The following is a 24,249-nucleotide window of genomic DNA, read 5'->3' on the forward strand; positions in this document are numbered from 1 at the left end:
GAAGACTCGCCACCAGGTCCTGTCTTGCGCCGAAACCCGCCGCATCGGGCACGGGGAATTCAAGCTGGCGCGGGGATGGGAACTCGGGCATATCTGGCGCCGTATTGCCGCGCCCGCAGTTTCACAGAGGAAAGGACCCGATCATGACCCGCATCATCGAAACGCTTGCCGAGGTTTCCGATCCCTACCGGGCGCTGTTCGTGGACCTTTGGGGCTGTGTGCACAACGGCATCACCGCCTACCCCGAGGCCGTTTCCGCCCTTCAGGCCTACCGCCAGCGTGGCGGCATCGTTGTACTGCTCACCAACTCTCCGAAACCGCGGGCCGGTGTGGCTGAGCAGCTGGCGCAATTCGGCGTGCCGCAGGATGCCTATGACACCATCGCAACCTCCGGCGACTCCGCGCGGGCCGCGATGTTCACCGGGGCCGTGGGGGATAAGGTCTATTTCATGGGGGAATGGCAGCGTGACGCGGGGTTCTTTGAACCTCTGCATATGATCGACGCACCTGTCGAAATCACGCGCGTCCCGCTGCAAGAGGCAACCGGCATCGTCTGCTGTGGCCCCTTTGATCCGATGGCAGATCCCGACGTGAACCGGGCTGATTTTCTCTATGCCAAGCAGAAGGGCATGAAACTCCTCTGCGCCAACCCGGATATCGTGGTGGACCGGGGCGAGACTCGTGAATGGTGCGCCGGGGCGCTGGCGCGGCTTTACACGGAAATGGGAGGGGAAAGCCTGTACTTCGGCAAACCGCATCCGCCGATCTATGATCTGGCCCGCCGCCGTCTGGCAGAGCTGGGACAGGACATTGCCGATGGCGATATTCTGGCTATCGGCGACGGCCCACACACCGATGTTTCGGGTGCCATGGGGGAAGGAATTGATTCCCTCTTCATCTCGGGCGGGCTTGCGGCATCGGAAACCAAAACGTCGCACCAACCGGAACCAGAGGCGCTAACCGCATACCTGACCAAGGAAAACAGCGCGCCGACCTTTACCATCGGTCGCCTGCGGTAGATCAGAAAAGCCTTGATTTTCTGCAACTGCAAAGTAATAAAGTTGCAGAACAGGGCGCCCATGCGTCCAAAAATTTCAAAGGCATCTACCCGAGCCAGTCAACCCGGAGGGGCGCATGTTGGATAACCTGCCACGCGGAACCATCTGCATCGAAGACATTGAAATGGGCATGGTCCGCTACCTGCGGAAGGTGGTGACGGATGAGGACATCCAGAAATTCGCCGATGTCTCGACTGACCATAACCCGGTCCATATGGATGACGATTATGCCCGAGACACCATCTTTGAAGGCCGTATTGCCCATGGAATGCTGACCGCCGGTCTGATTTCCGCCGTCATCGGGGAGCAGCTGCCCGGCCATGGCACCATCTACATGAGCCAATCACTCAAATTCCTCGCCCCCGTGCGCCCCGGCGACATGGTCCTGGCCGAGGTCGAAGTGACCGACATCCAGATCGACAAACGCCGGGTCAAACTCGATTGCCGCTGCATGGTCGATGGCAAGAAGGTTCTGGTCGGCGAAGCCATGGTGATGGCGCCCTCGCGCAAGTTCGACTGACCAGGCGCGGCCCTGTCCGCAACGGCAGCACATCGCGCGCTTGCAAGCCCCGCCACAGGGCGCTAGGCAGGCGCCATGCGCATCATCCGTGACTATCAGTTTGTAGAAGAGCGGGATCGCGGCGCCTCTGCCGCGATCGGTAATTTCGACGGCGTTCACCGCGGTCACCGCTCGGTCATCGATCTGGCCCGCAAGGCGGCGCCGGAGGCCCCTCTGGGCGTGGTCACATTTGAACCGCATCCGCGCGAATTCTTTGCCCCCGCCGCGCCGCCCTTTCGCCTGATGTCCGCCGCCGCGCGCGCATCGCGGCTGGAAAAACTCGGCGTGGACAAGCTCTATCAGCTGAATTTCAACGCCGCCCTGTCCGGGCTGCCCCCGGAGGATTTTGCCAGCAAGGTACTGGCCGAAGGTCTGGGTCTGAAACACGTGGTGGTGGGCGCCGATTTCTGTTTCGGCAAGGGGCGCGCCGGCACCGCCGAGGATCTGATCCGCTTTGGGCAGGATCTGGGCTTTGGCGTCACCATCGCGCCGCTGATGGAGTACTCCGAACATACCGTCTCCTCGACCGCGATCCGCCAGGCGCTGAGCGATGGCCGCCCTCGCGACGCCGCGGCGATGCTGGGGCACTGGCACCGCATCGAAGGCACCGTGATCGGCGGCGAACAACGCGGCCGTGATCTGGGCTTCCCCACTGCAAACATGTCCATCGATGGGCTGCACCCGCCCGCATTCGGCGTCTATGCGGTGCTGGTCGATGTGCTGGATGGCCCGCACAAGGGCAGCTACCACGGCGCCGCCTCGGTCGGGGTGCGCCCGATGTTCGATGGCGATCATCCCAATATCGAAACCTTCCTGTTCGACTTCACCGGTGATCTTTATGGAGCGACCTTGTCGGTCGGTCTGGTGGAGTACCTGCGCCCCGAAATGACCTTTGACGGGCTGGAGGGGCTGATCGCGCAGATGGACGCCGATTGCGCCAAGGCCCGCGACATACTGGCAAACGCATGAAACGATCTGGTATTGAACGCTCCGGCCTGACCCCGCGCTTTTGGGAGAAAAAGCCGCTCGACAAGCTGTCTCAGAAGGAGTGGGAGGCGCTCTGCGATGGTTGCGGCAAATGCTGTCTCAACAAGCTGGAAGACGAAGACACCGGTGAAGTCGCCCTCACCCGCGTGGCCTGCCGCCTGCTGGACGATCAGACCTGCCGCTGCGCCCATTACGAGAACCGCCACCAGTTCATTCCCGAATGTATCGTGCTGAAGCCGGACAATCTGGACACCCACGCCTATTGGATGCCGCAGACCTGCGCCTATCGCCTGTTGTGGGAGGGCAAACCGCTGCCCGCGTGGCACCCGCTGGAAACCGGCAGCCCGCACAGCGTGCATGAGGCAGGCGTATCCGTACAGGGCATGACCGTTTCCGAATTCGACACCCCCGAAGAAGACTGGGAAGACCATATCATCGAGGAGCCCATCTGATGTTTTTCGCCTCTGACAATTCCGGCCCTGTGCACCCCGAGGTTCTGGAGGCGTTGACAGAGGCAAACATGGGCTATGCCATGGGCTATGGCGCCGATGCGCAAATGGAGGCGGTGCGCCACCGCCTGCGCGATATCTTCGAAGCTCCCGAGGCAGCGATCTATCTGGTCGCCACCGGCACCGCTGCCAACTCCCTTGCGCTGGCAACGCTATCGCAGCCCTTTCAGACGATCTTTTGCAGCCCCGTGGCCCATATCCACGAGGATGAATGCAACGCCCCGGAATTCTATACCGGTGGCGCCAAGCTGACGCTGGTGCCGGGCGGCGACAAGATGAGTGCCGAGGCCCTGCGCCAGAGCATCGCGGGTGAGGAAGTGCGCGGCGTGCACGGACCGCAACGCGGCCCGGTCTCCATCACACAAGTCACCGAACGCGGATCTGTCTATACCACCGATGAACTCTCCGCCCTCTGCGCCGTGGCCAAGGACTATGACCTGCCGGTGCATCTGGATGGCGCGCGTTTCACCAACGCACTGGTGTCGCTGAAATGCTCGCCTGCGGACATGACCTGGAAAGCGGGGATCGATGTGGTGTCCTTTGGCGGCACAAAGAACGGGCTGATGGGCGTCGAAGCCGTGATCTTCTTTGATCCCAAACACGCCTGGGAATTCGAATTGCGCCGCAAACGCGGGGCACATTTGTTTTCAAAACACCGCTATCTGTCGGCGCAGATGCTGGCCTATCTGCGCGATGACCTGTGGCTGTCCAGCGCGCAGGCTGCCAATGATTCCTGCGCTTTCCTGGCCGACGGGTTGCAGGCCGCAGGTGCCACGCTGGAGATGCCGCAGGCCAATATGGTCTTTGCCGCCCTGCCCCGCGCCACTCACCAGCGGTTGCTGGATGCAGGCGCGGTCTATCACCTGTGGGATGGCCCGCTGGATGGTCCTGGGGATGAAATGGTCACCGCACGTTTCGTCTGCGACTGGTCGATCAGTCGGGACGAGATTACCGCCTTTCTGAACCTTCTGTAATCTGACCTGCGCCTCAGGCGCCCTGCCCTGTCAGCGCCGAGGCCAGCCGATCTGCCGCCCCAGCGGCAAAGCTGGTCCGTCTATGAGCAATCCCCATCCGGCGGCGCACATCCTTGGCGTCGCGCAGCGGGCGCACCACGATCCGCTGCGAAGCACGGCCATGGGACATCGGCACCAGCGCCACACCCAGCCCGGCCGCGACCAGATCCAGCAGTTGGGCATCGTGCATGGCCTTGGCCGCAACAGGCAGAGCCTTTTCCGGGCCAGGATCCTGCAGAACCCCGCCGAACAGATCTGCCGAGGGGCAATAGGGACGCGCAATCATGGAAACCTCAGCCAGATCCGCGAGGCTCAGTTCGGCCTCCCGGCTCAGCGCGTGCCCGACAGGCAGGGCTACGCCATAGCCTTCTTCCCACAAAGATCGGAACGGCATGCCCTGCGGCGCGCAGTCTTCGGCGCAAAGCACCACATCGGCAAGTGCCGCATCGTCAGTGAACTGCAGCACCGCGCCCTCCGCATCCCGGGTGATTGCCCGTAGCCCCTGTTCGAAGGGCGAAGTCAGCACATCCGCAAAGCAATAGAGACGCAGCACGGGCCGCACCCGCCGGGCCAGCCGATCCTCCATCTGGTTGAGGCTGTTCAACACCACCCCTGCCATCTGGTACAGCTCACGTCCCAGATCCGTCGGCACCAGCCCCGCAGCACCCCTGTGAAACAACGGCCCCCCGTAATGCGCCTCCAGCCGGGCAATGGCGGCAGAGACCGACGGCTGGCGCACCTCGTTCAGCCGCGCCGCCGCGCTGAAGGTTCCGGTTTCATAAGCGGAGCGAAAATACCTGAGTGGCGCAAGATCATTCATAGGCATCAGCTATACCATGGATAGTCGATCCAGCAATTACCTATAGGCCTACGGTCTGCCAGAAAGACCCCACTCTTTTCATCAGCAAGAAAGTGGAGCTTACCATGAACATCCAGACGGGCACCCCTACATCAAATGATCAATCTCAGGGCCCTGTGATTGATCAGGTCCTGCGCCTGTTCGAGGCTGCAGATCCTGCAATCCTCGGACTTCTGGCCGAGGACATTGATTTCCGTATCGATCACTACAAGGATGAGGCCGACACCAGCTGGCAGCAGGCAAATGGCGTGAGTGAGCTTGGCGGCCTGCTGGCCCGGCTCGGGACCGAGGTCTTCCCCAAGGGCACGCGTATTCTTGACCTCTCCACCACGCCGCTCGGCAATGGCTGGGCGATGACGCGTTTTGAGCAGGAGTTCTTCTACGGCGTGCGGGACGGTATGGTGCGCAGCCTCACCTATATCACCTCTCACGAGGAGGCCGGTAAGCTCGATTTCTTCAGAGAGACCGTCACCACAATCACCACATTGTGATAGAAGCCGGGAGGCCCTAGCGGCCTTCCGGCGCCGTTTCGCGGTCTGTATCGCTCCAAAAGGCACGAATCGCGGCTGCGGTTTCGGCAGGATGGGTGATCGACACCATATGCCCGGCGTCCGCGATCACCCCAGATCGGGCGTTGGACAGGCGGCGCAGCAGACCGTCGTTGACCACGCCGATGATAGGGTTGGTTTCACTGCCGCGCAGCAGCAGGACCGGCAGATCGAGCGCCTCAAGAACGCCCGGCGCCAGAACCCCCGGCCGGTCCTGATAGACCGCCGCGTCACAGGCCGGAACGATATGGATGGCCCGCGTCATCGCTGCGCGGGTGGACTCGGGCAGATCCGGCCAGCGCGGCGCGCCCGAGCTCCAGCTGCGGTTGAACAGCCGTGCCGCCAGCGCCTCGTCCCCGGCTTCAAAAGCGTCCAGGAAGGGCCTGTTCTCCTCCTGAACCCGGGTGCTCATCTCCGGATCATCCTCCAGCGCGACCCGGAACAGAACCGGCTCGATCAGGGTCAGGCTGCGCACCTGGTCCGGGCGGGCCAGCGCCATACGCAGCGCCACTGTGGCGCCAAAGGAATGACCAATCAGATCGATCGGCTGGCCCTTTGGCATCAGCGACAGACCTGCCGCCGTGTTGCGATCCTGATAGTCACCCTGCCGGTCCCAATCCGGGCTGCGACCATGGGACAGCATGTCAAAGGCCGTGATGGTCACGGCCCCTTCCAGTGCCTCGCACAGACCGCGCCAGGTCCCGGAATGCGCCAGCGAGCAGTGCACCGCCAGCATCTGGCGGGCCCCCTCCCCGAAACTGCGAGAGAATACCGGTTGTGGCAGGTCGTGCGGCAGATCTTTCATCCAGGGCTTACTCCGACAGGTGCCGGTCCAGATCATCCAGCCGGTCCTGGCCCCAGAACTTGGCGCCATCACCGGTGACATAGAAGGGTGCGCCGAAAACACCAGCGGAAACCGCGTCTTCAAGGTTCTGACCGTACGTCTCAGCGCCCGCCAGAAGGCCACTGTCTGCCAAAGAGGCATCAAACCCCGCCGCCGTCAGGCACTCGCGGATCACGGCATCCTCGGCGATGTCCTTTTCCTCGGCCCAGCAGGCGCGCAGAATGCTCTGCACCAGGGCGCCCAGATCACCACCCCCTGCGTTCTGCGCTGCGATGATCGCATAGGAGGACGGCGCCGCATTGGTGGGCCAATGTGCGGGCTTCAGGTTGATCGGCAGGTCCAGCTTCTTGGCCTGACGCTCCATCTCGATCAGGCGGTATTCCTGACGGGCCGGATGACGGTCCTTCGGAGCGGTGCCGCCAGTGCGCGGGAAAAGCGCCTGAATATCGAACGGTTTGTACGTAATTTGTGCATCATGCGCGGCGGCAAGCTGCTCGAGCCTGTTTCCCGCAAGATATGTGTAAGGGGACAGGGTCGAGAAGTAGAAATCAATTGTTGCCATGTCGCTTTTCTCCGGCTTTGAACTAGGCTGGAACCTAGGCGCATGCTAAGCGGGGTTCAATATCACGAATCTGACACATTGCCGTTGCTGCCCGGGGATATCAGCCAATGCCGACCATGAACGAACCCAAGCTTATCGCTGGGAACGCCAACCTCCCGCTCGCCAATTCCATTGCCCGCCGCATGAGCATGCACCGCGGCGTCGATCAGGGGCTGGTGGATGCCCGTGTCGAGCGGTTCAACGACGGAGAGATCTTCGTAGAAGTCTACGAGAACGTCCGTGGCGAGGATATGTTCATCATTCAGCCGACCTCGAACCCGGCCAATGACAACCTGATGGAGCTGCTGATCATCTCGGATGCGCTGCGCCGCTCTTCGGCCCGCCGAACCACCGCTGTGATCCCCTACTTCGGCTATGCCCGGCAGGACCGCCGCACCAAGGCCCGCACGCCGATCTCGGCCAAACTGGTGGCCAACATGCTGACCGGCGCCGGGATCGAGCGGATCCTGACCATGGACCTGCACGCGGCGCAGATCCAGGGCTTCTTCGATATTCCCGTGGACAACCTCTACGCCTCGCCGATCTTTGCGCTGGATGTGAAGCACCAGTTCAAGGACAACATGGCCGATCTGATGGTCGTGTCGCCCGACGTCGGCGGTGTGGCCCGCGCCCGCGAGCTGGCGAAACGCATCAATGCCCCCCTGTCGATCGTCGACAAACGCCGTGAAAAGCCCGGTGAAGTGGCCGAGATGACCGTAATCGGGGATGTGACGGACAAGATCTGCCTGATCGTCGACGACATGTGCGACACTGCCGGCACGCTCTGCAAGGCGGCACAGGTGCTGCTCGACAATGGTGCGCGCGAGGTACACGCCTATATCACCCACGGCGTCATGAGCGGCCCGGCAGTAGAGCGCGTCACCAACTCCGTGATGAAATCGCTGGTTCTGACAGACACCATCCAGCCGACCGAGGCAGTTTCGGCCGCGCCGAACATCCGTATCCTGCCGACCGCGCCCCTATTCACGCAGGCGATCCTCAACATCTGGCACGGAACTTCGGTCTCGTCGCTGTTCGAAGACAAGACCCTGATCCCGATCTACGAGTCGCTTTACAGCCACGTCTGACGGCCTGCGCGCCCCGCTGGGTGCAGCGACCGGAAGTCCGAAATAACACCGGCCCCGTGCGAGATCTTCGCCGGGGCCGTTTGATTACCGGGATGTGCTCAGCAGAGCTGCGCTCAGAGGCCGGTCAGTCCACCACCCAGTCATCCTCGAACGGCATATCGCCAATGGCCATCCAAGCTGCCCGTACCCGCGCCACGCGGCTGTCGGCCCACGTGCGAAACACCACATCAAACCCGGTGGCGGTTATATTCTCGGCTACCAGTTCGGCCCGCACGGCAGCCGAGGTATCCATGTCCCACATCGACATCGACACTTGCACCGCGGGCGGGCGGGCAAAGGCTTCGGAAAACCGCACGGTCTTGCGCCGCTCCCGGGCGCCCTCCCCTGTCCACATGCTGCCGCCGCTGTCGAACTCGGAAAACACCACAAGATCGCCCTGATCAATCCCGGTGCGCGGGTTTCGCAGTCTTTTCATGAATTTCCAATCCTCCGCTCGCGGGCAGCCTGACGCACCCACAACCCTGAAGCGTCATAAAACCATCTGAGCACACAAAAGAAAACCGGCCCCATAAGGGCCGGTTTACAAAGTCTTTCTCGCTTGGCGCGGAACCTTAGAGGCTCATGTGGGTGCCAAGGGCCTCCATGTCCGCCAGAAGTTTCGCGGCTTCCTCGACGATGTCGTGGGGCTGCTCTTCTTCCTTAGCGGTCTTGTAGGTCTCACGTGCGTCCTCGATCAGCTCATCCAGGTGCGCACGGGTCATTTCATCCATCGGGATTGCCTTTTCGGCCAGAACCGAGAGCGCCTCGGAACCGATTTCGGCAAACCCACCGGTGACCACATACTCCGAAGTGCCTTGGGGGCTTTCGACCCGCAGGACACCCGGGCGCAGCGTGGTGATGGTCGGCGCATGCATCGGCATAGCCGTCATGTCGCCTTCCGCGCCGGGGATCTGAACCGCGCTCACCTGAAGCGAAGCAAGGCTCCGCTCCGGGCTCACGAGGTCGAATTGCATGGTATCAGCCATCAGGGCCCTCCTTAGGCCGCCTCAGCAGCCATTTTCTCGGCTTTTGCCTTCACCTCTTCGATGCCGCCAACCATGTAGAAGGCGCCTTCGGGCAGGTGGTCGTATTCGCCGGCCACAACTGCCTTGAACGAGGCAATGGTGTCTTCCAGCGGAACCTGCACACCATCAGAACCGGTGAACACTTTCGCAACGTCGAACGGCTGGGACAGGAAGCGCTGGATCTTACGGGCACGGGCCACGGTCAGCTTATCTTCCTCGGACAGTTCGTCCATACCAAGGATCGCGATGATGTCCTGCAGCGACTTGTAGCGCTGGAGGATCTGCTGAACGTCGGAAGCCACTGCGTAGTGCTCTTCGCCAACGATCTGCGGGTCCATCAGGCGCGACGAGGAGTCGAGCGGGTCCACAGCCGGGTAGATGCCGAGCTCGGAGATGGCACGGTTAAGAACCGTGGTCGCATCGAGGTGAGCAAAGGTGGTTGCCGGTGCGGGGTCGGTAAGGTCATCCGCGGGAACGTACACAGCCTGGATCGAAGTGATCGAGCCGTTCTTGGTGGAGGTAATACGCTCCTGCATCGCACCCATGTCGGTCGCCAGCGTCGGCTGGTAGCCCACAGCGGAGGGGATACGGCCAAGCAGAGCCGAAACCTCGGAACCGGCTTGGGTAAAGCGGAAGATGTTGTCCACGAAGAACAGAACGTCGGTACCGGACTGGTCACGGAACTGTTCCGCCAGGGTCAGACCGGTCAGCGCAACACGCGCACGGGCTCCCGGAGGTTCGTTCATCTGACCGTAAACCAGCGCAACCTGCGATTCCGACAGGTTGTCGGGCTTAATCACGTTGGATTCGATCATCTCGTGGTAAAGGTCGTTACCTTCACGGGTCCGCTCACCAACACCGGCGAACACGGAGAAGCCCGAGTGCACCTTTGCGATGTTGTTGATCAGTTCCATGATGAGAACGGTCTTGCCCACGCCAGCGCCGCCGAAGAGGCCGATCTTACCACCCTTGGAGTAAGGCGCCAGAAGGTCGATGACCTTGATGCCTGTCACCAGGATTTCCGACTCGGTCGACTGTTCGTTGAACTCAGGCGCCGCCGCGTGGATCGGACGGGTTTCTTCGGCTGTCACCGGGCCCTTTTCGTCAACGGGCTCGCCGACGACGTTCAGAATACGGCCCAGGGTCGCGTTACCAACGGGGATCGAGATCGGCGCGCCGGTGTCGGTGACTTCCTGACCGCGAACCAGACCTTCGGTTGCGTCCATTGCGATGGTACGGACGGTGTTTTCGCCCAGGTGCTGCGCAACTTCCAGAACCAGATTCTTACCGTTGTTGTCGGTGTTGAGGGCGTTCAGGATCGCGGGCAGGTCATCGTCGAACTGGACGTCGACAACGGCGCCGATGATCTGAACCACCTTGCCTTTTGCATTTGCCATTTGTTGGTCTCCGGTTGTCTCTTAGAGCGCCTCGGCGCCCGAAATAATTTCAATCAGCTCGTTGGTGATCACGGCCTGGCGGGAACGGTTAAACTCGATGGTCAGCTGGTCGATCATATCGCCCGCGTTGCGTGTCGCATTGTCCATCGCGCTCATCCGGGCACCCTGTTCGGATGCGCCATTTTCCAGCAGCGCCGAAAAGATCTGGGTGGATACGCCACGAGGCAGCAAGTCGGCGAGAATCGCCTCTTCGCTGGGTTCGTAGTCATATACCGCCGAGGCTTCTTCGGCTTCGCCGCCCTCGTAAGAGGCCGGAATGATCTGCTGTGCCGTCGGCACCTGTGTCACGACGTTGACGAACTCCGAGTAGAAGATCGTCGCGACGTCGAATTCACCAGCGTCAAAGCGGGTCAGGATGTCCTTTGCGATGCCCTGCGCATCGGCATAGCCAAGACGCTTGACCTCGCTCAGGTCCACGTGACCGACAAAATCGGCTTCAAAGTCACGACGCAACGCGTCGCGGCCTTTTTTGCCAACGGTCAGGATCTTGACCGTCTTGCCTGCCGCTTTCAGCTCAGCTGCCTTTTGACGGGCCAGCTTGGCGATGTTGGCGTTGAAGCCACCACACAGTCCACGCTCGGCTGTCAAAACGACAAGCAGCTGTACCTGATCGCTTCCGGTGCCACGAAGCAGCTTGGGCGCTGCTTCGCTGTCGCCGACCGAGGCTGCCAGAGATGCCATAACGGCGTTGAACCGCTTGGCATAGGGACGGCTGTCTTCGGCAGCTTCCTGGGCGCGGCGAAGTTTCGCCGCAGCCACCATTTGCATGGCTTTTGTGATCTTACGAGTGCTTTTGACACTCGCGATCCTGTTTTTCAGGTCCTTGAGATTTGGCACTGCCTTATCTCCTTACGCGAAGTCGGCAGCGAATTCGTCGAGTACCGCCTTCATTTTTTCGACCGGCTCACCCTTTTTGAATTTGGGGTCTTCGTCGGTGATCCACTGCAGGAAGTCAGCCTTCTTGCCGCGCAGGAAGCTCAGCAGTTCGGCTTCGTACCGGCCAACGTCCTTGACGTCGACGTTGTCGAGGTAACCGTTGGTGCCAGCAAAGATGATGCAGACGATTTCCGAGTTGGTCAGCGGCGAGTACTGCGGCTGCTTCATCAGCTCGGTCAGGCGCGCACCACGGGCCAGCAGCTGCTGGGTTGCAGCGTCGAGGTCGGAACCGAACTGCGCAAAGGCCGCCATTTCGCGGTACTGAGCCAGCGACAGCTTAACCGGACCGGCAACCGAAGACATCGCGTCGGTCTGAGCCGAGGAGCCCACACGCGAAACCGACAGACCGGTGTTCACAGCAGGACGGATGCCCTGGTAGAACAGTTCGGTTTCCAGGAAGATCTGACCGTCGGTGATCGAGATCACGTTGGTCGGAATAAACGCGGACACGTCGCCGCCCTGGGTTTCGATGACGGGCAGAGCGGTCAGCGAACCGGAGCCGAAGTCTTCGTTCAGCTTCGCGGAACGTTCCAGCAGACGGGAGTGCAGGTAGAAAACGTCACCCGGGTAAGCTTCACGTCCCGGCGGACGACGCAGCAGCAGGGACATCTGACGATAAGCAACCGCTTGCTTGGACAGGTCATCATAGATGATCAGGCCGTGCTTACCGTTGTCGCGGAAGTATTCGGCCATCGCGGTTGCGGCATAGGGTGCCAGGAACTGCAGAGGAGCCGGGTCGGACGCGGTTGCGGCAACCACGATCGAGTATTCCATCGCGCCGCTTTCTTCCAGCTTCTTAACCAGCTGGGCAACGGTGGAACGCTTCTGACCGACAGCAACGTAGACGCAGTACAGTTTCTTGGACTCGTCGTCGCCTGCGGCGTCGTTGTAGACTTTCTGGTTCAGAACCGCGTCAAGAGCAACGGCGGTCTTACCGGTCTGACGGTCACCAATGATCAGCTCACGCTGGCCACGGCCGATCGGGATCATCGCGTCAACCGATTTCAGGCCGGTTGCCATCGGCTCGTGAACCGATTTACGCGGGATGATGCCCGGTGCCTTGGAGTCGGCAATGCCGCGCTCTTTGGCGTTGATGGGGCCCTTGCCGTCCAGCGGGTTGCCCAGACCGTCAACAACGCGGCCCAGCAGTTCGGGGCCAACGGGAACGTCCACGATCGAGTTGGTGCGCTTGACGGTGTCACCTTCTTTAATGTCGCGGTCCGAGCCGAAGATCACGATACCGACGTTGTCGGCTTCGAGGTTCAGCGCCATGCCCATGATGCCGCCCGGGAACTCGACCATTTCGCCGGCCTGGACGTTGTCGAGGCCGTACACACGGGCGATACCGTCACCGACGCTCAGCACGCGGCCGATTTCGGCCACCTCTGCTTCTTGACCAAAATTCTTGATTTGGTCTTTCAGGATCGCAGAAATCTCTGCTGCTTGGATACCCATTTATCCGACCTCTTTCATTGCATTCTGTAGGGAGTTGAGCTTGGAGCGGATCGAGCTATCGATCATCTTCGAACCCACTTTAACGACAAGACCGCCAATGATGCTCTCATCGACGGTTGCATTGATGGTAACCTTCTTGCCCACGCGCTCGGCCAGAGTCTTGGCCAGCTTTTCGCTTTGGGTCTTGGTCAGCGCCTTGGCCGAGGTGACCTCTGCGGTCACTTCGCCACGTGCTTCAGCCAGGCTGGCGCGCAGGGAGTCGATCAGAGCTGGCACCACGAACAGGCGGCGTTTCGCAGCCATCAGCGACAGGGTGTTGCGCAAGGTGGGGTCCAACCCCATCTTGGTGCTGACCGCATCGATTGCGGCGGCCTGCTCTTCGCGCGTCACCAGAGGCGAGCTGATCAGGTTTTGAAGGTCTTCGCTGTCAGCCAGGGCAGCTGCCAGGTCATTGATGCTGGTCTCAAGGCTGTCGAGCGCCTTGTTCTCGTCAGCGATCTCAAAGACCGCTGTGGCATAGCGCGCGGCGATGCCTGCAGAAATCGAAGCTGGTTCGGACACGTCCACCCTTCCGATATTATTTTGGCCCCGGTCTGCATACCTGCGTCAGGCAGCACCCGGGGGTGTGAGTCAGCCCACCAGCGTGGCAGGCCATCGAAATCAGCGTGGATGTAGCAGAGCGTTCCCAACCTATCAACTGCCTATAACGGTAACGGCAAAATGACCGAGTTAAGTGTTTTCAATGCCTTAGCGGAACTGCGGCCCTTTGCCCCCGCAACAGGCTACAAAAAATGAACAAGTTCTTCATCGAATTGCGATTCCTGAGGGTCAAAAAACGGCATTTGTTCCCCCTTCGTGCAGTTTTGCCGCAGAATGAGCACGCCACGCCCCCGGCAGGGCACCTGCGGGAATCACCGTTAGCATTGCGCCCTGTGCATGGCTGCGGCCATCGGCACGGGGGCATGGCGCGGGTCAGGCTGGTTCTGCAACCGGGTTCGACAGCCCTTCCAGCACCCGGATCGGGTTGCTGCGTTTGACGCGGGTCATCAGCCCCTTTTGCTGATGGGTCTGCTTGCTGACCTCGACCAGGATCACTCCTCCTGCCAGCACCGCCGGCAGGCGCCGCCCCATCTTTTCCAGCAGCGCGCCGGATTTCAGCCAGAACCGCCGGGAACTCGGCAGTCGGTAAAGCGCCGCCGTATGCTGCTCGATGGTGAACTGGTGCAGCCGCAGCTGGTTTTCCAGCTGTGTCAGCGTATAGGGGCGCCCATATCCAAAGGGCGTCTTGTCCGACCGCGCCCAGAACCCTGCCCTGTTTGGAACAATGAAAATCGCCCGCCCGCCGGGGCCAAGCGCGCGCCAGGCTTCCTCCAGCAGATCCGACGGGCGTTCAGAGGTCTCCAGCCCGTGCAGCATCACCAACCGGTCGACGCGCCCGGTTTCGATAGGCCAGCTGACCTCTTCGCACAGAACCGACACATTCGGCATGCCCGCCGGCCATTGCATCACCCCCTGCGGCCCCGGCATCATCGCCATCACCCGCCGCGCATCCGCCAGATAGGGACGCAGCAGCGGCGCGGCAAAGCCAAAGCCCACAACAGTCTGCCCCGTCGCATCGGGCCACATCTGCAACAGGCGCGCCCGGATTGCCGCCTGCGCGGCCCGGCCAAGGGTACTGCGGTAGTAGAAGTTCCTCAGATCCTGAACATCAAGATGCATTGCGGGCGCCTGCTGCTTGGGTCACTCTGGGGGCAGTCTAACAATGAAAAAGCGAATGACCATGCCCCTTGAGATCGTCACCGTTCCCTGCCTCTCTGACAACTACGCCTTCCTGCTGCATGACGCCGCATCGGGGCGCACCGCACTGGTTGACGCTCCGGATCCTGCCGCCATCACCGCCGCCCTTAAGAAGCGCGGATGGGGACTGGACGAGATCCTGCTGACCCATCACCACTGGGACCATATCGACGGAACCAAGGAGCTGTGCAGCACCTATGGCGCCTCGGTGACTGGCGCGGCCGCAGATGCGCACCGGCTGCCAGATCTGGATCGCGCTGTACAGGATGGTGAAAGCTTCGATTTGTTCGGTCACGAGGTTCAGGTGCTGGATGTTTCCGGCCACACCGTTGGCCACATCGCCTTTTACATCCCGGACAGCAACGCCGTCTTTACCGCTGACAGCCTGATGGCGCTTGGCTGTGGCCGCCTCTTCGAAGGCACGCCCGAGCAGATGTGGAACAGCCTGTCGCGGCTCGCCGCCCTGCCTCCCGAAACCGTGGTTTATTCCGGCCATGAATACACCCAGGCCAATGCCGCCTTTGCCATTACGATCGACCCGGACAACGACGCCCTCAAGACCCGCATCGCGCAGATCGACACCGCCCGCGCGGCGGGCGAGCCAACCGTGCCCTCTACGCTGCAACTGGAATTGGACACAAATCCCTTCCTGCGTGCCCATCTTTCCAGCGTTAAGGAATCGATGGCCATGCAGAACGCTGAAGACGTTGATGTCTTTACAGAAATCCGGCGCAGAAAGGACAATTTCTGACCTCTGGCGTGTATCATTTCCGGCTTAGCAACAAGAAATGTGACCGAAAAATAAAAGAAAGCGCTTGAAGCCGGCGGTCTATCAACCAAACTCTAATACTATGAGGCCATGGTTGAGAGTGGGGAAGGATGGTAAATACGCCGCCCCGCCCCCCTCAACCCAAGACAGAGGAGCACGCCCGTGCCTTCATTCTCGAGCACATTGGAACAAGCCATTCACGCAGCGCTGGCGCTGGCGAATGAGCGGCGACACGAATTCGCAACGCTGGAGCATCTGCTGCTGGCGCTGCTGGACGAACCCGACGCAGCCCGCGTAATGCGCGCCTGCAGCGTCGACCTCGGCGAATTGCGAACGGCCCTGGTGGAATTCGTGGATGAGGATCTGTCGAACCTGGTTACCGATATTGACGGCTCCGAAGCTGTGCCCACCGCGGCATTCCAGCGGGTGATCCAGCGGGCTGCGATCCATGTCCAAAGCTCGGGCCGCACCGAAGTCACCGGCGCCAACGTGCTGGTTGCGATCTTTGCCGAGCGCGAAAGCGATGCCGCCTATTTCCTTCAGGATCAGGACATGACCCGCTATGACGCGGTGAACTTCATCGCCCATGGTGTGGCCAAGGATCCTGCATTTGGCGAACCGCGCCCGGTTTCCGGCGCTCACGAGGCTGAAGAAGAACCACAGCCGCAGGCCGCCGAGGGCGAAAATAAGGAAAGTGCGCTGGCCAAGTATTGCGTCGATCTCAACGCGAAATCCCGCGAAGGCGACATCGATCCGCTGATCGGCCGCAGCCATGAAGTGGAGCGCTGCATTCAGGTGCTGTGCCGCCGCCGCAAGAACAACCCGCTGCTGGTTGGTGATCCCGGCGTTGGCAAGACCGCCATCGCCGAAGGTCTGGCGCGCAAGATCGTGCAGGGTGAGGTGCCGGAGGTTCTCTCCGAGACCACCATCTATTCGCTCGACATGGGCGCGCTGCTGGCCGGCACCCGTTATCGTGGTGATTTCGAGGAACGCCTGAAAGCGGTCGTGACCGAGCTGGAACAACACCCCGACGCGGTTCTCTTCATCGACGAGATCCACACGGTGATCGGCGCTGGCGCCACATCTGGCGGCGCCATGGATGCCTCTAACCTGCTGAAGCCTGCGCTTCAGGGCGGCAAACTGCGCACCATGGGCTCCACCACCTACAAGGAGTTCCGTCAGCACTTTGAAAAAGACCGCGCCCTGTCGCGCCGGTTCCAGAAGATCGACGTGAACGAACCCACCGTCGAAGACGCCATTGAGATCCTGAAGGGCCTGAAACCTTATTTCGAGGAACACCACAGCGTCAAATTCACCACCGATGCGATCAAATCGGCGGTGGAGCTGTCGGCGCGTTACATCAACGACCGCAAACTGCCGGACAAGGCCATCGACGTGATCGATGAGGCCGGCGCCGCGCAGCATCTGGTGCCCGAAGACAAGCGTCGCAAGACCATCGGCGTCAAAGAGGTTGAAGCCGTCGTCGCCAAGATCGCCCGCATCCCGCCCAAGAGCGTGTCCAAGGACGATGCAGAGGTGCTCAAGGATCTGGAGAAATCGCTCAAACGCGTTGTTTTCGGTCAGGACGATGCCATCGACGCGCTGTCCAGCGCCATCAAACTGGCGCGCGCTGGCCTGCGGGAGCCGGAAAAGCCCATCGGCAACTACCTCTTTGCGGGCCCCACCGGTGTCGGCAAGACCGAGGTCGCCAAACAGCTGGCCGATACGCTGGGTGTGGAACTGCTGCGCTTTGACATGTCGGAATACATGGAGAAACACGCGGTCTCCCGCCTGATCGGCGCGCCTCCGGGCTATGTCGGCTTTGATCAGGGCGGTCTTCTGACCGATGGCGTCGATCAGCATCCGCATTGCGTGCTGCTGCTGGATGAAATCGAAAAGGCGCACCCGGATGTCTTCAACATCCTGTTGCAGGTGATGGATAACGGGCAGCTGACCGATCACAACGGCCGCACCGTGAACTTCCGCAACGTGGTTCTGATCATGACCTCCAACGCCGGCGCCTCGGATATGGCGAAGGCCGCCATCGGCTTTGGTCGCGACCGCCGCGAGGGCGAAGACACCGCCGCCATCGAGCGGACCTTCACCCCGGAGTTCCGCAACCGTCTGGACGCGGTGATCTCCTTCGCGCCGCTGCCCAAAGAGGTCATTCTGCAGGTTGTCGAGAAATTTGTACTGCAGCTTGAGGCGCAGCTGATGGACCGCAACGTGTCGATCGAACTGACCCGCAAGGCTGCCGAATGGCTGGCCGAGAAGGGCTATGACGACAAGATGGGTGCGCGTCCGCTGGGCCGGGTCATTCAGGAGTACATCAAGAAACCGCTGGCCGAGGAACTGCTGTTCGGCAAGCTAACCAAGGGCGGTCTCGTCAAGGTTGGCATCAAGGACGGCAAGATCGACCTGCGCCTTGAAGGCCCAGGCAAGCCCCGGATTTCCGGTAACAAGCCGCCGCTGCTGACCGCAGAATAATGTATCGCACGCTTTTCGCGCTGTTTTCATCGCTCGCCGCACCCGTTGCGGCGGGCGATTTCGCATTGGACTGGCCCATCGACTGCGTGCTGGGCGACAGCTGCCACATTCAGCAAAACGTCGACCGGGATCCCGGCCCCGGGGCGCAGGATTTCACCTGCAACGGCCTGACTTATGACGGGCACAAGGGCACGGATATCGCCCTGCCCTACCTTTCGGACATGCAGACCGGCGTCACGGTGCGTGCCGCCGCAGACGGGATCGTTGCAGGGTTGCGCGATGGCATGCCGGATCAATACGCGACCAAGGCAAACGCTTCCGAGATCAAGGACCGAGAATGCGGCAACGGTCTGGTGCTGCGCCACGCGGGCGGCTGGGAAACCCAGTATTGTCATATGAAGCGCGGCTCGCTCCGCGTCGCCAAGGGCGACCGGGTGGCCGCTGGAACCGCCCTGGGCGAGATTGGCCTCTCCGGCAAGACGCAATTCCCGCACCTGCATCTGTCGCTGCGCAAGGATGGCGCGGTTGTCGACCCCTTCCAGCCAGATAGCAGCGCCGCCTGCGGCACCGCATCCGGCGCCTCCCTGTGGGCGCAGCCAGTTGCTTATGAGGCTGGTGGCTTCCTCGGTGCCGGGTTCAGCACCGGTGTTCCGGCCTATGACGCGATCAAATCCGGTACCACTGCGGCGAAGGGAGGGATGCTGGCAAAGGATGCGCCTGCGATGGTGTTCTGGGCCTATGCCTTTGGTGGACGGGAGGGCGACACCCTTACCCTTACCATTGACGGGCCGGGCGGCAAAATGATCGATCAGAAGGCCACTCTGAAAAAGGATCAGGCGCAATTCTTCCGCGCTGCGGGCAAACGTCTGCGCCGGGCAGCCTGGCCTGCCGGGCTTTATACCGGGATTGCCCGATTGATGCGCGACGGGGCAGAAGTGGACCGGATCATCCAGCCGATCCGGATCGACTGATCCGCGCCCTTTCGCCCGGCCCTAGCGTTCGGTGAACTTCAACTCGATCCGCCGGTTCTGGGCGCGGGCTTCTGGCGTGTCGGCAGTGTTGACAGGCTGATATTCGCCAAACCCATTCGCCGCCAGCCGCCCCGGCGGAATGCCAAGCGCATCAATCATGTAGCGCACCACCGACAGTGCCCGCCCCTGGCTAAGCTCCCAGTTATCCTTGAACTTCGGATGCCCCAGAAGGGTCGTGTTGTCGGTATGGCCATCGACTCGGATGATCCAGTTGATCTCTGGCGGGATCGCAGCGGCCACGCTTTGCAGGATACGGGCAACCTTGGCGATTTCCGCCTTGCCCGCCTCCGACAGCTCGGCGCTTGCCGGAGCGAACAGAACTTCGGAGGCAAAGACGAAACGGTCACCCTCAATCCGCACACCATCCTGGCTGCCCAGAACATCCCGCAGCCGCCCGAAGAACTCCGACCGGTAGCGCTCCAGATCCTGCGCCTTGTCGGCCAGAGCTGCCGCCTCAGCCTCCAGCCGCTTGCGCTCCTGCTCTTCCAGTATCCGGCGCTTGCGCTCTTCCGAGGCGGCGCGGGCCAGCGCGGCGTTCAGATCCTGACCCAGGTTCTGCAACTGCACCTGCTGCGCTGCATCACGCGCCTGATAATCGTCCAGAATGGCCTGCAGGCTACCCAGCTGTTCACGCAGGGCTGCGATCTGCTGGTTCAGCAGTGCCGCCTCGCGCTGCGCCTTGGTCGATAGCTGTTTCTGATCGGCAAGTGCTGCGCGGGCCTGCGCCAGCAGCGCGGCGCGTTCCTCTGCAAGGTTGCGCTGCCCCTCGGCGCTAGTCTCTGCCTCCTTCTGGGCATTGAGCGCAGCAAGCAAGCGCTGTTGCAGGACATCCGTATCGCTGGCCGCCGCGCGGGCGTTTTCCAGTGCTTCCAGCGCAGTCAGCAGACGTTGCTCCACCGCAGCCCGGTCCTCTGCAGTGGAACTGGCAGCGCTGCGGGCAGCGGCAAGATCAGCGCGGGCCTGCTGCAACTGTGCCTCAAGCCCGGCCTGCAGGCTGGCAGCATCCGCCCGAACCTCGGCCAGCTGTTGTTCCAGGGCACGCCGCTCTGCGTCGGCCTTGTCTTCGGCCGCGCTCAGCGCCGCTTCCAGATCCGCCCGGGCCCTGGCGTGGTTTGCCTGAAGCTGGGCAAGCTGGTCTTCATACTGTGATTGCGTCTCGACCGAGGCCGCCTGCTGCCGCGCCAGTTCCGCTTCCAACTCGTCACGGGTGCGGGCGGCCTCTTGCCGGGCGGCCTGCAGATCTGCAGTCAGACTTGCGCGGGTTGTGTCGGTATCGGTCCGCACCCGGTCGAGTTCCGCCTCAAGGGCGCTGACCCGCGCTTCGGCCTCGGACTGGCTGACCTCCATCTGCGCCAGAACCCGGGTCAGCCGCTCGGCCAATTCGTCTCGTTCCCGCGATTGCGCGCGGGCGGCTTCCAGCGTGGCAAGCGCCTCTTCCAACTGGCTGTCCAGCTGCGCCTTGGCAGCCTCGGCGGTGGCCAGAAGGGTTAGCGTATCCTCGGCCCGCTGGCGTTGCGCCTCCAGCGACAGGGTCATGGCGGTCAGTTCGGCGTCAGCGCCTTCCAGTTTCTTGCGCAGGGCCTCAGCCGCCGCAGCTTCGGCCAGACGGGCAGTTTCTTCTTCGCTCAGCTGGTCTTTCAGATCGGCCAGCTGAGCCTCTTGCGCCGTGCCTTCCGCCTGCAAATCAGCGATCATCGCCTCCAGCGCCTCGCGCCGGGCCGCAGCCAGCCTCGCCGCTTCGACACCGGCATCGATTTCATCACGAGCCTGCGCCAGCGCCAGGTTCAAGGCTTCCTGCTCGCTCAGCAACTCAGCCCTGTCCGCCTCCAGCTGTTCCCGCTCCGCGCTCAGATCCGCGATTTCCGCCGTTGCGGCCTCCTGATCGGCGATCAGGGCGGCTACCTGCGCCTCAAAGGCAGTGATGCGGCTACGCGCGGCCTCCAGATCAGCAACCCGCGCGTCCCGCTCAGAGGTGAGCGACGCAATCAGCGATTTCTGCTCGGCAATCTGTCCCTCGGCCTGCTGAAGTTCGTCCTGCGTCGTGCTCAGCGTCGCGGTGAGCGCGCCCAGCCGGGCGGTCAGAAGGTTGTTCGAACGTTCCTCAAGCCCCAGCGCATTGGCCAGCGCCTGTACCTCGGACGAGAGTTCGTCCAGCTCGCTTTCCTGTCCGGTGATGGTCTCGCGCAGAACCGATTGCACCACCATGAAAATGGTCAGCACGAACATCAGCACCAGCAAAAGCCCGGTCATCGCATCGACGAAGCCCGGCCAGATCGAGGCCTGGAACCGTTGCCCAGTGCGCCGGGACAGGGCCATGGGTCAACCCTCGTCCTGAGAGGCGGCCTTGGCTGCGCGCTGGCCGCCCCGTGGCGGTGCAAAGGCCTTGACCATCAGGTCGATATCCTTGCGCAATTCGGCCAGGCTTTCCTGTCGACCGGCCGAAATTTCCTCAAGGATGCGCAGCATCTGCACGTCGATCGAGCGCAGCCGCATGCGGCTTTCGGCATCAAGGCCCACGTCGCCATGGGCGCGCATTATTTCGGTCAGGGTTTCCTGCCCGACAGCCACCCGCTCCAAGGCCGCGCTCAGCGTTTCATTCTGTTCCTGACGCTGGTTCATGTCGTTGATACTATCGACCAGCTGCGAGAGTTTTTCCTCGACCGCGACGCGGCCCTGTGCGGTTTCGGCGAACATGCCCTGCAGGGCATCCATCTGCTCGGCCATTGTATCCAGCACCTCGGAGACGATCCCGCTGTCCCCGGCCCCATCCTCGCCCGAAGAAAAGCTGACACGGGTAAAGGAGGACAGCCACTCTTCCAGCTCGCGATAGAACCGGTTCTGGCCGTGCCCGGCAAAAAGCTCCAAAAGGCCGACGATGAGCGACCCGGCAAGCCCCAGAAGGGAAGAGGCAAAAGCAACACCCATGCCGCCCAGCTGCGCCTCAAGCCCGGTCATCAGCCGGTTAAAGATGGTCAGGCTTTCTTCGCCCTCCTGCGGGGCAAGGCTGCGAATGGTATCTACAACCGCCGGAACCGTAGTCGCCAGACCATAGAACGTACCCAAAAGACCAAGAAAAATCAGAAGGTTGACGATATAGCGGGTAATCTCCCGGTCTTCATCGATCCGCGTTGCCACGGAATCCAGGATCGAGCGGGTCGAGGAAGAGCCAAGCTGCATCCGCGCCCCCCGCGACCGCAGGAGCGAGGCCAGCGGCGCCAGCATCGACGGCGGTCGGTCTTCGCCGCGGCTGCCGCCGCCGGCAAAGCTTTCGATCCAGCGCACCGAGCCGATCAGCTGCACGACCTGCCAGAAACAGGCCAGCACCCCGATCACGAAGACGAAAAGAATAAACCCGTTGAGCCAGGGGTTGGCCTGAAACACCGGCAGCACACGTGGCAGCGCAACAAAGGCGCCAAACCCGGCAAGCCCCAATGCAATCAGCATCAGAATGACCTGTCGGACCGGTTGGGAAAACTGGGGCCTGATCTTACCGTCTGGCTGCGCCATATTAAGGGGCTCCTGCCTCTTTCAGTGCTCTTGTCGCGCCTGAAGCCTACAGGGAAAGAGAGTGCAAGGCCAAGGCTTTATGCTGTGATCTGCCGCACGCGCCCCGCCAGCCAGTCCAGATCTTCATCATTCAGCCCGATCTCTGCCAGATGGCTTGCGGTATTATAGAGGTATTCGGTGTTGGGGCCCCGTCCGCCCACCGCATGGGCAATGATCCGGGCTTGTTCCTCAAGGCTCATCCCGCCGCAGTACTGCACATGATGGGGGTCGATCACATAGGTCACCGCAGTGACGAGATCCCCGGTGTGCAGCTCCACCTCCAGATCCCGCTCGACATAGGCCGAGGAGATCAGCTCACGCTCGCGCAGATAATCCAGCGTCTCGGTTTCAGCGCCGTTTTCCACCGCCAGAGCAAGGCCCGTGCAATGAGCCCCGGCGACCTCATCCAGTGCCAGAACCAGACCCGGTTTCTCTTCAGTGCCGCGATGGTGAACCGAACTCATGCAGAAGGAGCGCGCATAGCCCTGCAGCGTCGCGATCTCGCGGCGCGCGACGGGAAATCCCGGGTTCCACAACAGTGATCCGTATCCGAACACCCACATGGTCATGACAACTGGTCCTTTCTGATCCCTGTCTGTAAACAGCAAATCTGCTCCGGGCAAAAGAGGGTCTTTGGCATGCGCGTTGTGAAACTTCTGGTGGCTGCCGGGCTGGTGTGGAGCCTGTATTGGGCCGCCAGCGCCTGGGGCCTGCGCAGCGGTATTGCCCAATGGTTCGGCGAACAGGAACGGCAGGGTTGGCTGGCGGAATACGCTGCGCTGGAAAGTTCCGGTTTCCCGACAGCGCACCGGACGCGCATCCTGCATCCAACGCTGGCCGACCCCGGAACCGGCGCCGCCTGGAGCGCGGACTGGATCAGCCTCTACAGCCTTCCCCTGAAGCCGCAGGAGGTGACGCTGCAGTTTCCCCCCGCCCCGCAGCGCCTGTCGCACTATGATAAGACAGCAGTCCTGCAGGCTGCGGACTTGCAGGCGGACTTGCAGCTCGCGCCCGGATCAGCCATGTCACTGGAACGGATGTCACTGCAGGCGGCAGAGTGGAAGATATCGCGGGCGGGTAAGGTCCTGCTATCCGCCCCTGCCTTTAGCCTGGACATGACCCGAACGGGGGACACGGAGAGCTATCGCATTTCGGCCCGGGCAGAGACGCTGACCCCCCGCGGCAGATTGCAACGGATGCTGATCTCAGCCGAAGAGCTGCCACCCAGCCTGACCGATGTCACGCTCGCGGCGGATGTCCTTTTTGACACTGCATGGGACCGACGCGTGCTGGAACTGCGCCGCCCGCAACCGCGCCGGATCACCCTGACGCAGGCAGAGGCGCATTGGGGCACCCTTGCCCTGCGGGCCAATGGCAGCGTGGATGTGGACGAGGCTGGCCGGATGAGCGGTAAGGTGGATATCAGGGCAGAGAATTGGCGTGGCCTGCTACGGCTTGCAGAACGCTCCGGCCTGCTCCCTGCCCGCCTGCGCAGTGGCACCGAACGGATCCTGGGGCTGCTGGCTCAGATGCATGGCCGCGAACAGGATCTCGACATTGCGCTGTCGATCACCGACGGTCAGATGTACCTTGGCCCGCTGCCACTGGGCGCGGCTCCGCGTATCACGCTCTACTGAAGGA

At 61.9% G+C, this 24,249-nt stretch carries 24 protein-coding genes; 11 read left to right on the forward strand and 13 right to left on the reverse strand.

The genetic code is table 11. The features are described 5' to 3' along the window. Window positions 1-143 precede the first annotated feature (143 nt). From SM765_RS10885 to SM765_RS10905, 5 genes are all read left to right on the forward strand, one after another. A complete protein-coding gene (locus SM765_RS10885; RefSeq protein WP_274837800.1) occupies window positions 144-1,019 on the forward strand; it encodes a TIGR01459 family HAD-type hydrolase in 876 nt (291 codons plus the stop codon). Between the two features lie 115 nt (window positions 1,020-1,134). Continuing rightward, window positions 1,135-1,578, forward strand: a complete 444-nt coding sequence (locus tag SM765_RS10890; protein ID WP_065272884.1) for a MaoC family dehydratase — start codon at window positions 1,135-1,137, stop codon at window positions 1,576-1,578. A gap of 75 nt (window positions 1,579-1,653) precedes the next feature. Continuing rightward, a complete protein-coding gene (locus SM765_RS10895) occupies window positions 1,654-2,586 on the forward strand; it encodes a bifunctional riboflavin kinase/FAD synthetase (RefSeq protein ID WP_274837801.1) in 933 nt (310 codons plus the stop codon). Then, entirely contained in the window at window positions 2,583-3,056 is a 474-nt protein-coding gene (locus SM765_RS10900; protein WP_274830156.1) for a YcgN family cysteine cluster protein, read from the forward strand. The genes SM765_RS10895 and SM765_RS10900 overlap by 4 nt, the downstream gene beginning before the upstream one ends. Then, the gene (locus SM765_RS10905; RefSeq protein ID WP_274837802.1) at window positions 3,056-4,087 is read left to right on the forward strand and encodes a threonine aldolase family protein; all 1,032 of its coding nucleotides are present in this window, start codon (window positions 3,056-3,058) and stop codon (window positions 4,085-4,087) included. The genes SM765_RS10900 and SM765_RS10905 overlap by 1 nt, the downstream gene beginning before the upstream one ends. A 13-nt stretch (window positions 4,088-4,100) precedes the next feature. Here SM765_RS10905 and SM765_RS10910 read toward each other — a convergent pair whose 3' ends face one another. Then, window positions 4,101-4,952 carry a LysR family transcriptional regulator gene (locus tag SM765_RS10910; protein ID WP_274837803.1) on the reverse strand — a complete coding sequence of 284 codons (852 nt, stop codon included), beginning with the start codon at window positions 4,950-4,952 and terminating at the stop codon, window positions 4,101-4,103. 98 nt (window positions 4,953-5,050) lie between these two features. On the opposite strand from SM765_RS10910, the gene SM765_RS10915 reads away from it, so the two are divergent. Next, window positions 5,051-5,476, forward strand: a complete 426-nt coding sequence (locus SM765_RS10915; protein ID WP_274837804.1) for a hypothetical protein — start codon at window positions 5,051-5,053, stop codon at window positions 5,474-5,476. 16 nt (window positions 5,477-5,492) lie between these two features. Here the strand turns inward: SM765_RS10915 and SM765_RS10920 are convergent, their stop codons facing one another. Next, window positions 5,493-6,338, reverse strand: coding sequence for an alpha/beta fold hydrolase (locus SM765_RS10920; protein ID WP_274837805.1), 846 nt, complete (start codon window positions 6,336-6,338; stop codon window positions 5,493-5,495). Between the two features lie 7 nt (window positions 6,339-6,345). Beyond that, the gene (locus tag SM765_RS10925; RefSeq protein ID WP_274837806.1) at window positions 6,346-6,939 is read right to left on the reverse strand and encodes a 2-hydroxychromene-2-carboxylate isomerase; all 594 of its coding nucleotides are present in this window, start codon (window positions 6,937-6,939) and stop codon (window positions 6,346-6,348) included. Window positions 6,940-7,046: 107 nt separating this feature from the next. Between SM765_RS10925 and SM765_RS10930 the strand changes: the two genes are divergently transcribed. Beyond that, window positions 7,047-8,066 (forward strand): ribose-phosphate pyrophosphokinase, encoded by a 1,020-nt coding sequence (locus SM765_RS10930; protein ID WP_065272876.1) that lies wholly within the window; start codon window positions 7,047-7,049, stop codon window positions 8,064-8,066. A gap of 124 nt (window positions 8,067-8,190) precedes the next feature. Here SM765_RS10930 and SM765_RS10935 read toward each other — a convergent pair whose 3' ends face one another. From SM765_RS10935 to SM765_RS10965, 7 genes are all read right to left on the reverse strand, one after another. Beyond that, window positions 8,191-8,541, reverse strand: coding sequence for an H-type lectin domain-containing protein (locus SM765_RS10935; protein WP_065272875.1), 351 nt, complete (start codon window positions 8,539-8,541; stop codon window positions 8,191-8,193). 136 nt (window positions 8,542-8,677) lie between these two features. Then, on the reverse strand, window positions 8,678-9,091 hold the full coding sequence (locus tag SM765_RS10940; protein WP_065272874.1) for a F0F1 ATP synthase subunit epsilon: 414 nt from the start codon (window positions 9,089-9,091) through the stop codon (window positions 8,678-8,680). Window positions 9,092-9,102: 11 nt separating this feature from the next. Then, window positions 9,103-10,527, reverse strand: a complete 1,425-nt coding sequence (atpD, locus tag SM765_RS10945) for a F0F1 ATP synthase subunit beta (RefSeq protein WP_065272873.1) — start codon at window positions 10,525-10,527, stop codon at window positions 9,103-9,105. 21 nt (window positions 10,528-10,548) lie between these two features. Further along, entirely contained in the window at window positions 10,549-11,424 is an 876-nt protein-coding gene (locus SM765_RS10950) for a F0F1 ATP synthase subunit gamma (RefSeq protein WP_065272872.1), read from the reverse strand. A gap of 12 nt (window positions 11,425-11,436) precedes the next feature. Next, the gene (gene atpA, locus SM765_RS10955; RefSeq protein WP_065272871.1) at window positions 11,437-12,978 is read right to left on the reverse strand and encodes a F0F1 ATP synthase subunit alpha; all 1,542 of its coding nucleotides are present in this window, start codon (window positions 12,976-12,978) and stop codon (window positions 11,437-11,439) included. After that, a complete protein-coding gene (locus SM765_RS10960) occupies window positions 12,979-13,539 on the reverse strand; it encodes a F0F1 ATP synthase subunit delta (protein ID WP_065273759.1) in 561 nt (186 codons plus the stop codon). Window positions 13,540-13,950: 411 nt separating this feature from the next. Beyond that, on the reverse strand, window positions 13,951-14,697 hold the full coding sequence (locus tag SM765_RS10965) for a methyltransferase domain-containing protein (protein WP_065272870.1): 747 nt from the start codon (window positions 14,695-14,697) through the stop codon (window positions 13,951-13,953). Between the two features lie 55 nt (window positions 14,698-14,752). Between SM765_RS10965 and gloB the strand changes: the two genes are divergently transcribed. From gloB to SM765_RS10980, 3 genes are all read left to right on the forward strand, one after another. Next, the gene (gene gloB / locus SM765_RS10970) at window positions 14,753-15,526 is read left to right on the forward strand and encodes a hydroxyacylglutathione hydrolase (RefSeq protein WP_274835078.1); all 774 of its coding nucleotides are present in this window, start codon (window positions 14,753-14,755) and stop codon (window positions 15,524-15,526) included. Window positions 15,527-15,706: 180 nt separating this feature from the next. After that, complete coding sequence (gene clpA, locus SM765_RS10975) at window positions 15,707-18,031, forward strand: ATP-dependent Clp protease ATP-binding subunit ClpA (protein WP_065272868.1); 2,325 nt, start codon at window positions 15,707-15,709, stop codon at window positions 18,029-18,031. Further along, a complete protein-coding gene (locus tag SM765_RS10980; protein ID WP_368981504.1) occupies window positions 18,031-19,002 on the forward strand; it encodes a M23 family metallopeptidase in 972 nt (323 codons plus the stop codon). Before clpA ends, SM765_RS10980 begins: the two co-directional genes overlap by 1 nt. Window positions 19,003-19,023: 21 nt before the next feature. Here the strand turns inward: SM765_RS10980 and SM765_RS10985 are convergent, their stop codons facing one another. The 3 genes from SM765_RS10985 to SM765_RS10995 all read right to left on the reverse strand — a co-directional run bounded on the left by SM765_RS10985 (window position 19,024) and on the right by SM765_RS10995 (window position 23,177). Then, window positions 19,024-21,378 carry a peptidoglycan -binding protein gene (locus tag SM765_RS10985; RefSeq protein WP_274837808.1) on the reverse strand — a complete coding sequence of 785 codons (2,355 nt, stop codon included), beginning with the start codon at window positions 21,376-21,378 and terminating at the stop codon, window positions 19,024-19,026. Between the two features lie 3 nt (window positions 21,379-21,381). Further along, on the reverse strand, window positions 21,382-22,569 hold the full coding sequence (locus SM765_RS10990) for a biopolymer transporter ExbB (RefSeq protein WP_065272865.1): 1,188 nt from the start codon (window positions 22,567-22,569) through the stop codon (window positions 21,382-21,384). 77 nt (window positions 22,570-22,646) lie between these two features. Further along, complete coding sequence (locus tag SM765_RS10995; RefSeq protein ID WP_274832889.1) at window positions 22,647-23,177, reverse strand: gamma-glutamylcyclotransferase; 531 nt, start codon at window positions 23,175-23,177, stop codon at window positions 22,647-22,649. Between the two features lie 69 nt (window positions 23,178-23,246). Here SM765_RS10995 and SM765_RS11000 point away from each other — a divergent pair, with 69 nt between their 5' ends. Beyond that, complete coding sequence (locus SM765_RS11000) at window positions 23,247-24,245, forward strand: DUF2125 domain-containing protein (protein WP_274837809.1); 999 nt, start codon at window positions 23,247-23,249, stop codon at window positions 24,243-24,245. Window positions 24,246-24,249: the final 4 nt, after the last annotated feature.

Source organism: Pseudophaeobacter sp. 1A09344, assembly GCF_041008745.1.
Lineage (GTDB): Bacteria > Pseudomonadota > Alphaproteobacteria > Rhodobacterales > Rhodobacteraceae > Phycobacter > Phycobacter gallaeciensis_A.

What these genes read in the sequence shown, in the direction of transcription:
- SM765_RS10990 (WP_065272865.1), bottom strand. Translation starts at nt 22,569, where the DNA reads ATGGCGCAGCCAGACGGTAAGATCAGGCCCCAGTTTTCCCAACCGGTC.
- SM765_RS10905 (WP_274837802.1), top strand. Translation starts at nt 3,056, where the DNA reads ATGTTTTTCGCCTCTGACAATTCCGGCCCTGTGCACCCCGAGGTTCTG.
- SM765_RS10935 (WP_065272875.1), bottom strand. Translation starts at nt 8,541, where the DNA reads ATGAAAAGACTGCGAAACCCGCGCACCGGGATTGATCAGGGCGATCTT.
- SM765_RS10925 (WP_274837806.1), bottom strand. Translation starts at nt 6,939, where the DNA reads ATGGCAACAATTGATTTCTACTTCTCGACCCTGTCCCCTTACACATAT.
- atpA (WP_065272871.1), bottom strand. Translation starts at nt 12,978, where the DNA reads ATGGGTATCCAAGCAGCAGAGATTTCTGCGATCCTGAAAGACCAAATC.
- SM765_RS10915 (WP_274837804.1), top strand. Translation starts at nt 5,051, where the DNA reads ATGAACATCCAGACGGGCACCCCTACATCAAATGATCAATCTCAGGGC.
- SM765_RS10900 (WP_274830156.1), top strand. Translation starts at nt 2,583, where the DNA reads ATGAAACGATCTGGTATTGAACGCTCCGGCCTGACCCCGCGCTTTTGG.
- SM765_RS11000 (WP_274837809.1), top strand. Translation starts at nt 23,247, where the DNA reads ATGCGCGTTGTGAAACTTCTGGTGGCTGCCGGGCTGGTGTGGAGCCTG.
- SM765_RS10965 (WP_065272870.1), bottom strand. Translation starts at nt 14,697, where the DNA reads ATGCATCTTGATGTTCAGGATCTGAGGAACTTCTACTACCGCAGTACC.
- SM765_RS10985 (WP_274837808.1), bottom strand. Translation starts at nt 21,378, where the DNA reads ATGGCCCTGTCCCGGCGCACTGGGCAACGGTTCCAGGCCTCGATCTGG.
- SM765_RS10910 (WP_274837803.1), bottom strand. Translation starts at nt 4,952, where the DNA reads ATGCCTATGAATGATCTTGCGCCACTCAGGTATTTTCGCTCCGCTTAT.
- atpD (WP_065272873.1), bottom strand. Translation starts at nt 10,527, where the DNA reads ATGGCAAATGCAAAAGGCAAGGTGGTTCAGATCATCGGCGCCGTTGTC.
- SM765_RS10885 (WP_274837800.1), top strand. Translation starts at nt 144, where the DNA reads ATGACCCGCATCATCGAAACGCTTGCCGAGGTTTCCGATCCCTACCGG.
- gloB (WP_274835078.1), top strand. Translation starts at nt 14,753, where the DNA reads ATGACCATGCCCCTTGAGATCGTCACCGTTCCCTGCCTCTCTGACAAC.
- SM765_RS10920 (WP_274837805.1), bottom strand. Translation starts at nt 6,338, where the DNA reads ATGAAAGATCTGCCGCACGACCTGCCACAACCGGTATTCTCTCGCAGT.
- SM765_RS10980 (WP_368981504.1), top strand. Translation starts at nt 18,031, where the DNA reads ATGTATCGCACGCTTTTCGCGCTGTTTTCATCGCTCGCCGCACCCGTT.
- SM765_RS10930 (WP_065272876.1), top strand. Translation starts at nt 7,047, where the DNA reads ATGCCGACCATGAACGAACCCAAGCTTATCGCTGGGAACGCCAACCTC.
- SM765_RS10890 (WP_065272884.1), top strand. Translation starts at nt 1,135, where the DNA reads ATGTTGGATAACCTGCCACGCGGAACCATCTGCATCGAAGACATTGAA.
- SM765_RS10895 (WP_274837801.1), top strand. Translation starts at nt 1,654, where the DNA reads ATGCGCATCATCCGTGACTATCAGTTTGTAGAAGAGCGGGATCGCGGC.
- SM765_RS10995 (WP_274832889.1), bottom strand. Translation starts at nt 23,177, where the DNA reads ATGACCATGTGGGTGTTCGGATACGGATCACTGTTGTGGAACCCGGGA.
- SM765_RS10940 (WP_065272874.1), bottom strand. Translation starts at nt 9,091, where the DNA reads ATGGCTGATACCATGCAATTCGACCTCGTGAGCCCGGAGCGGAGCCTT.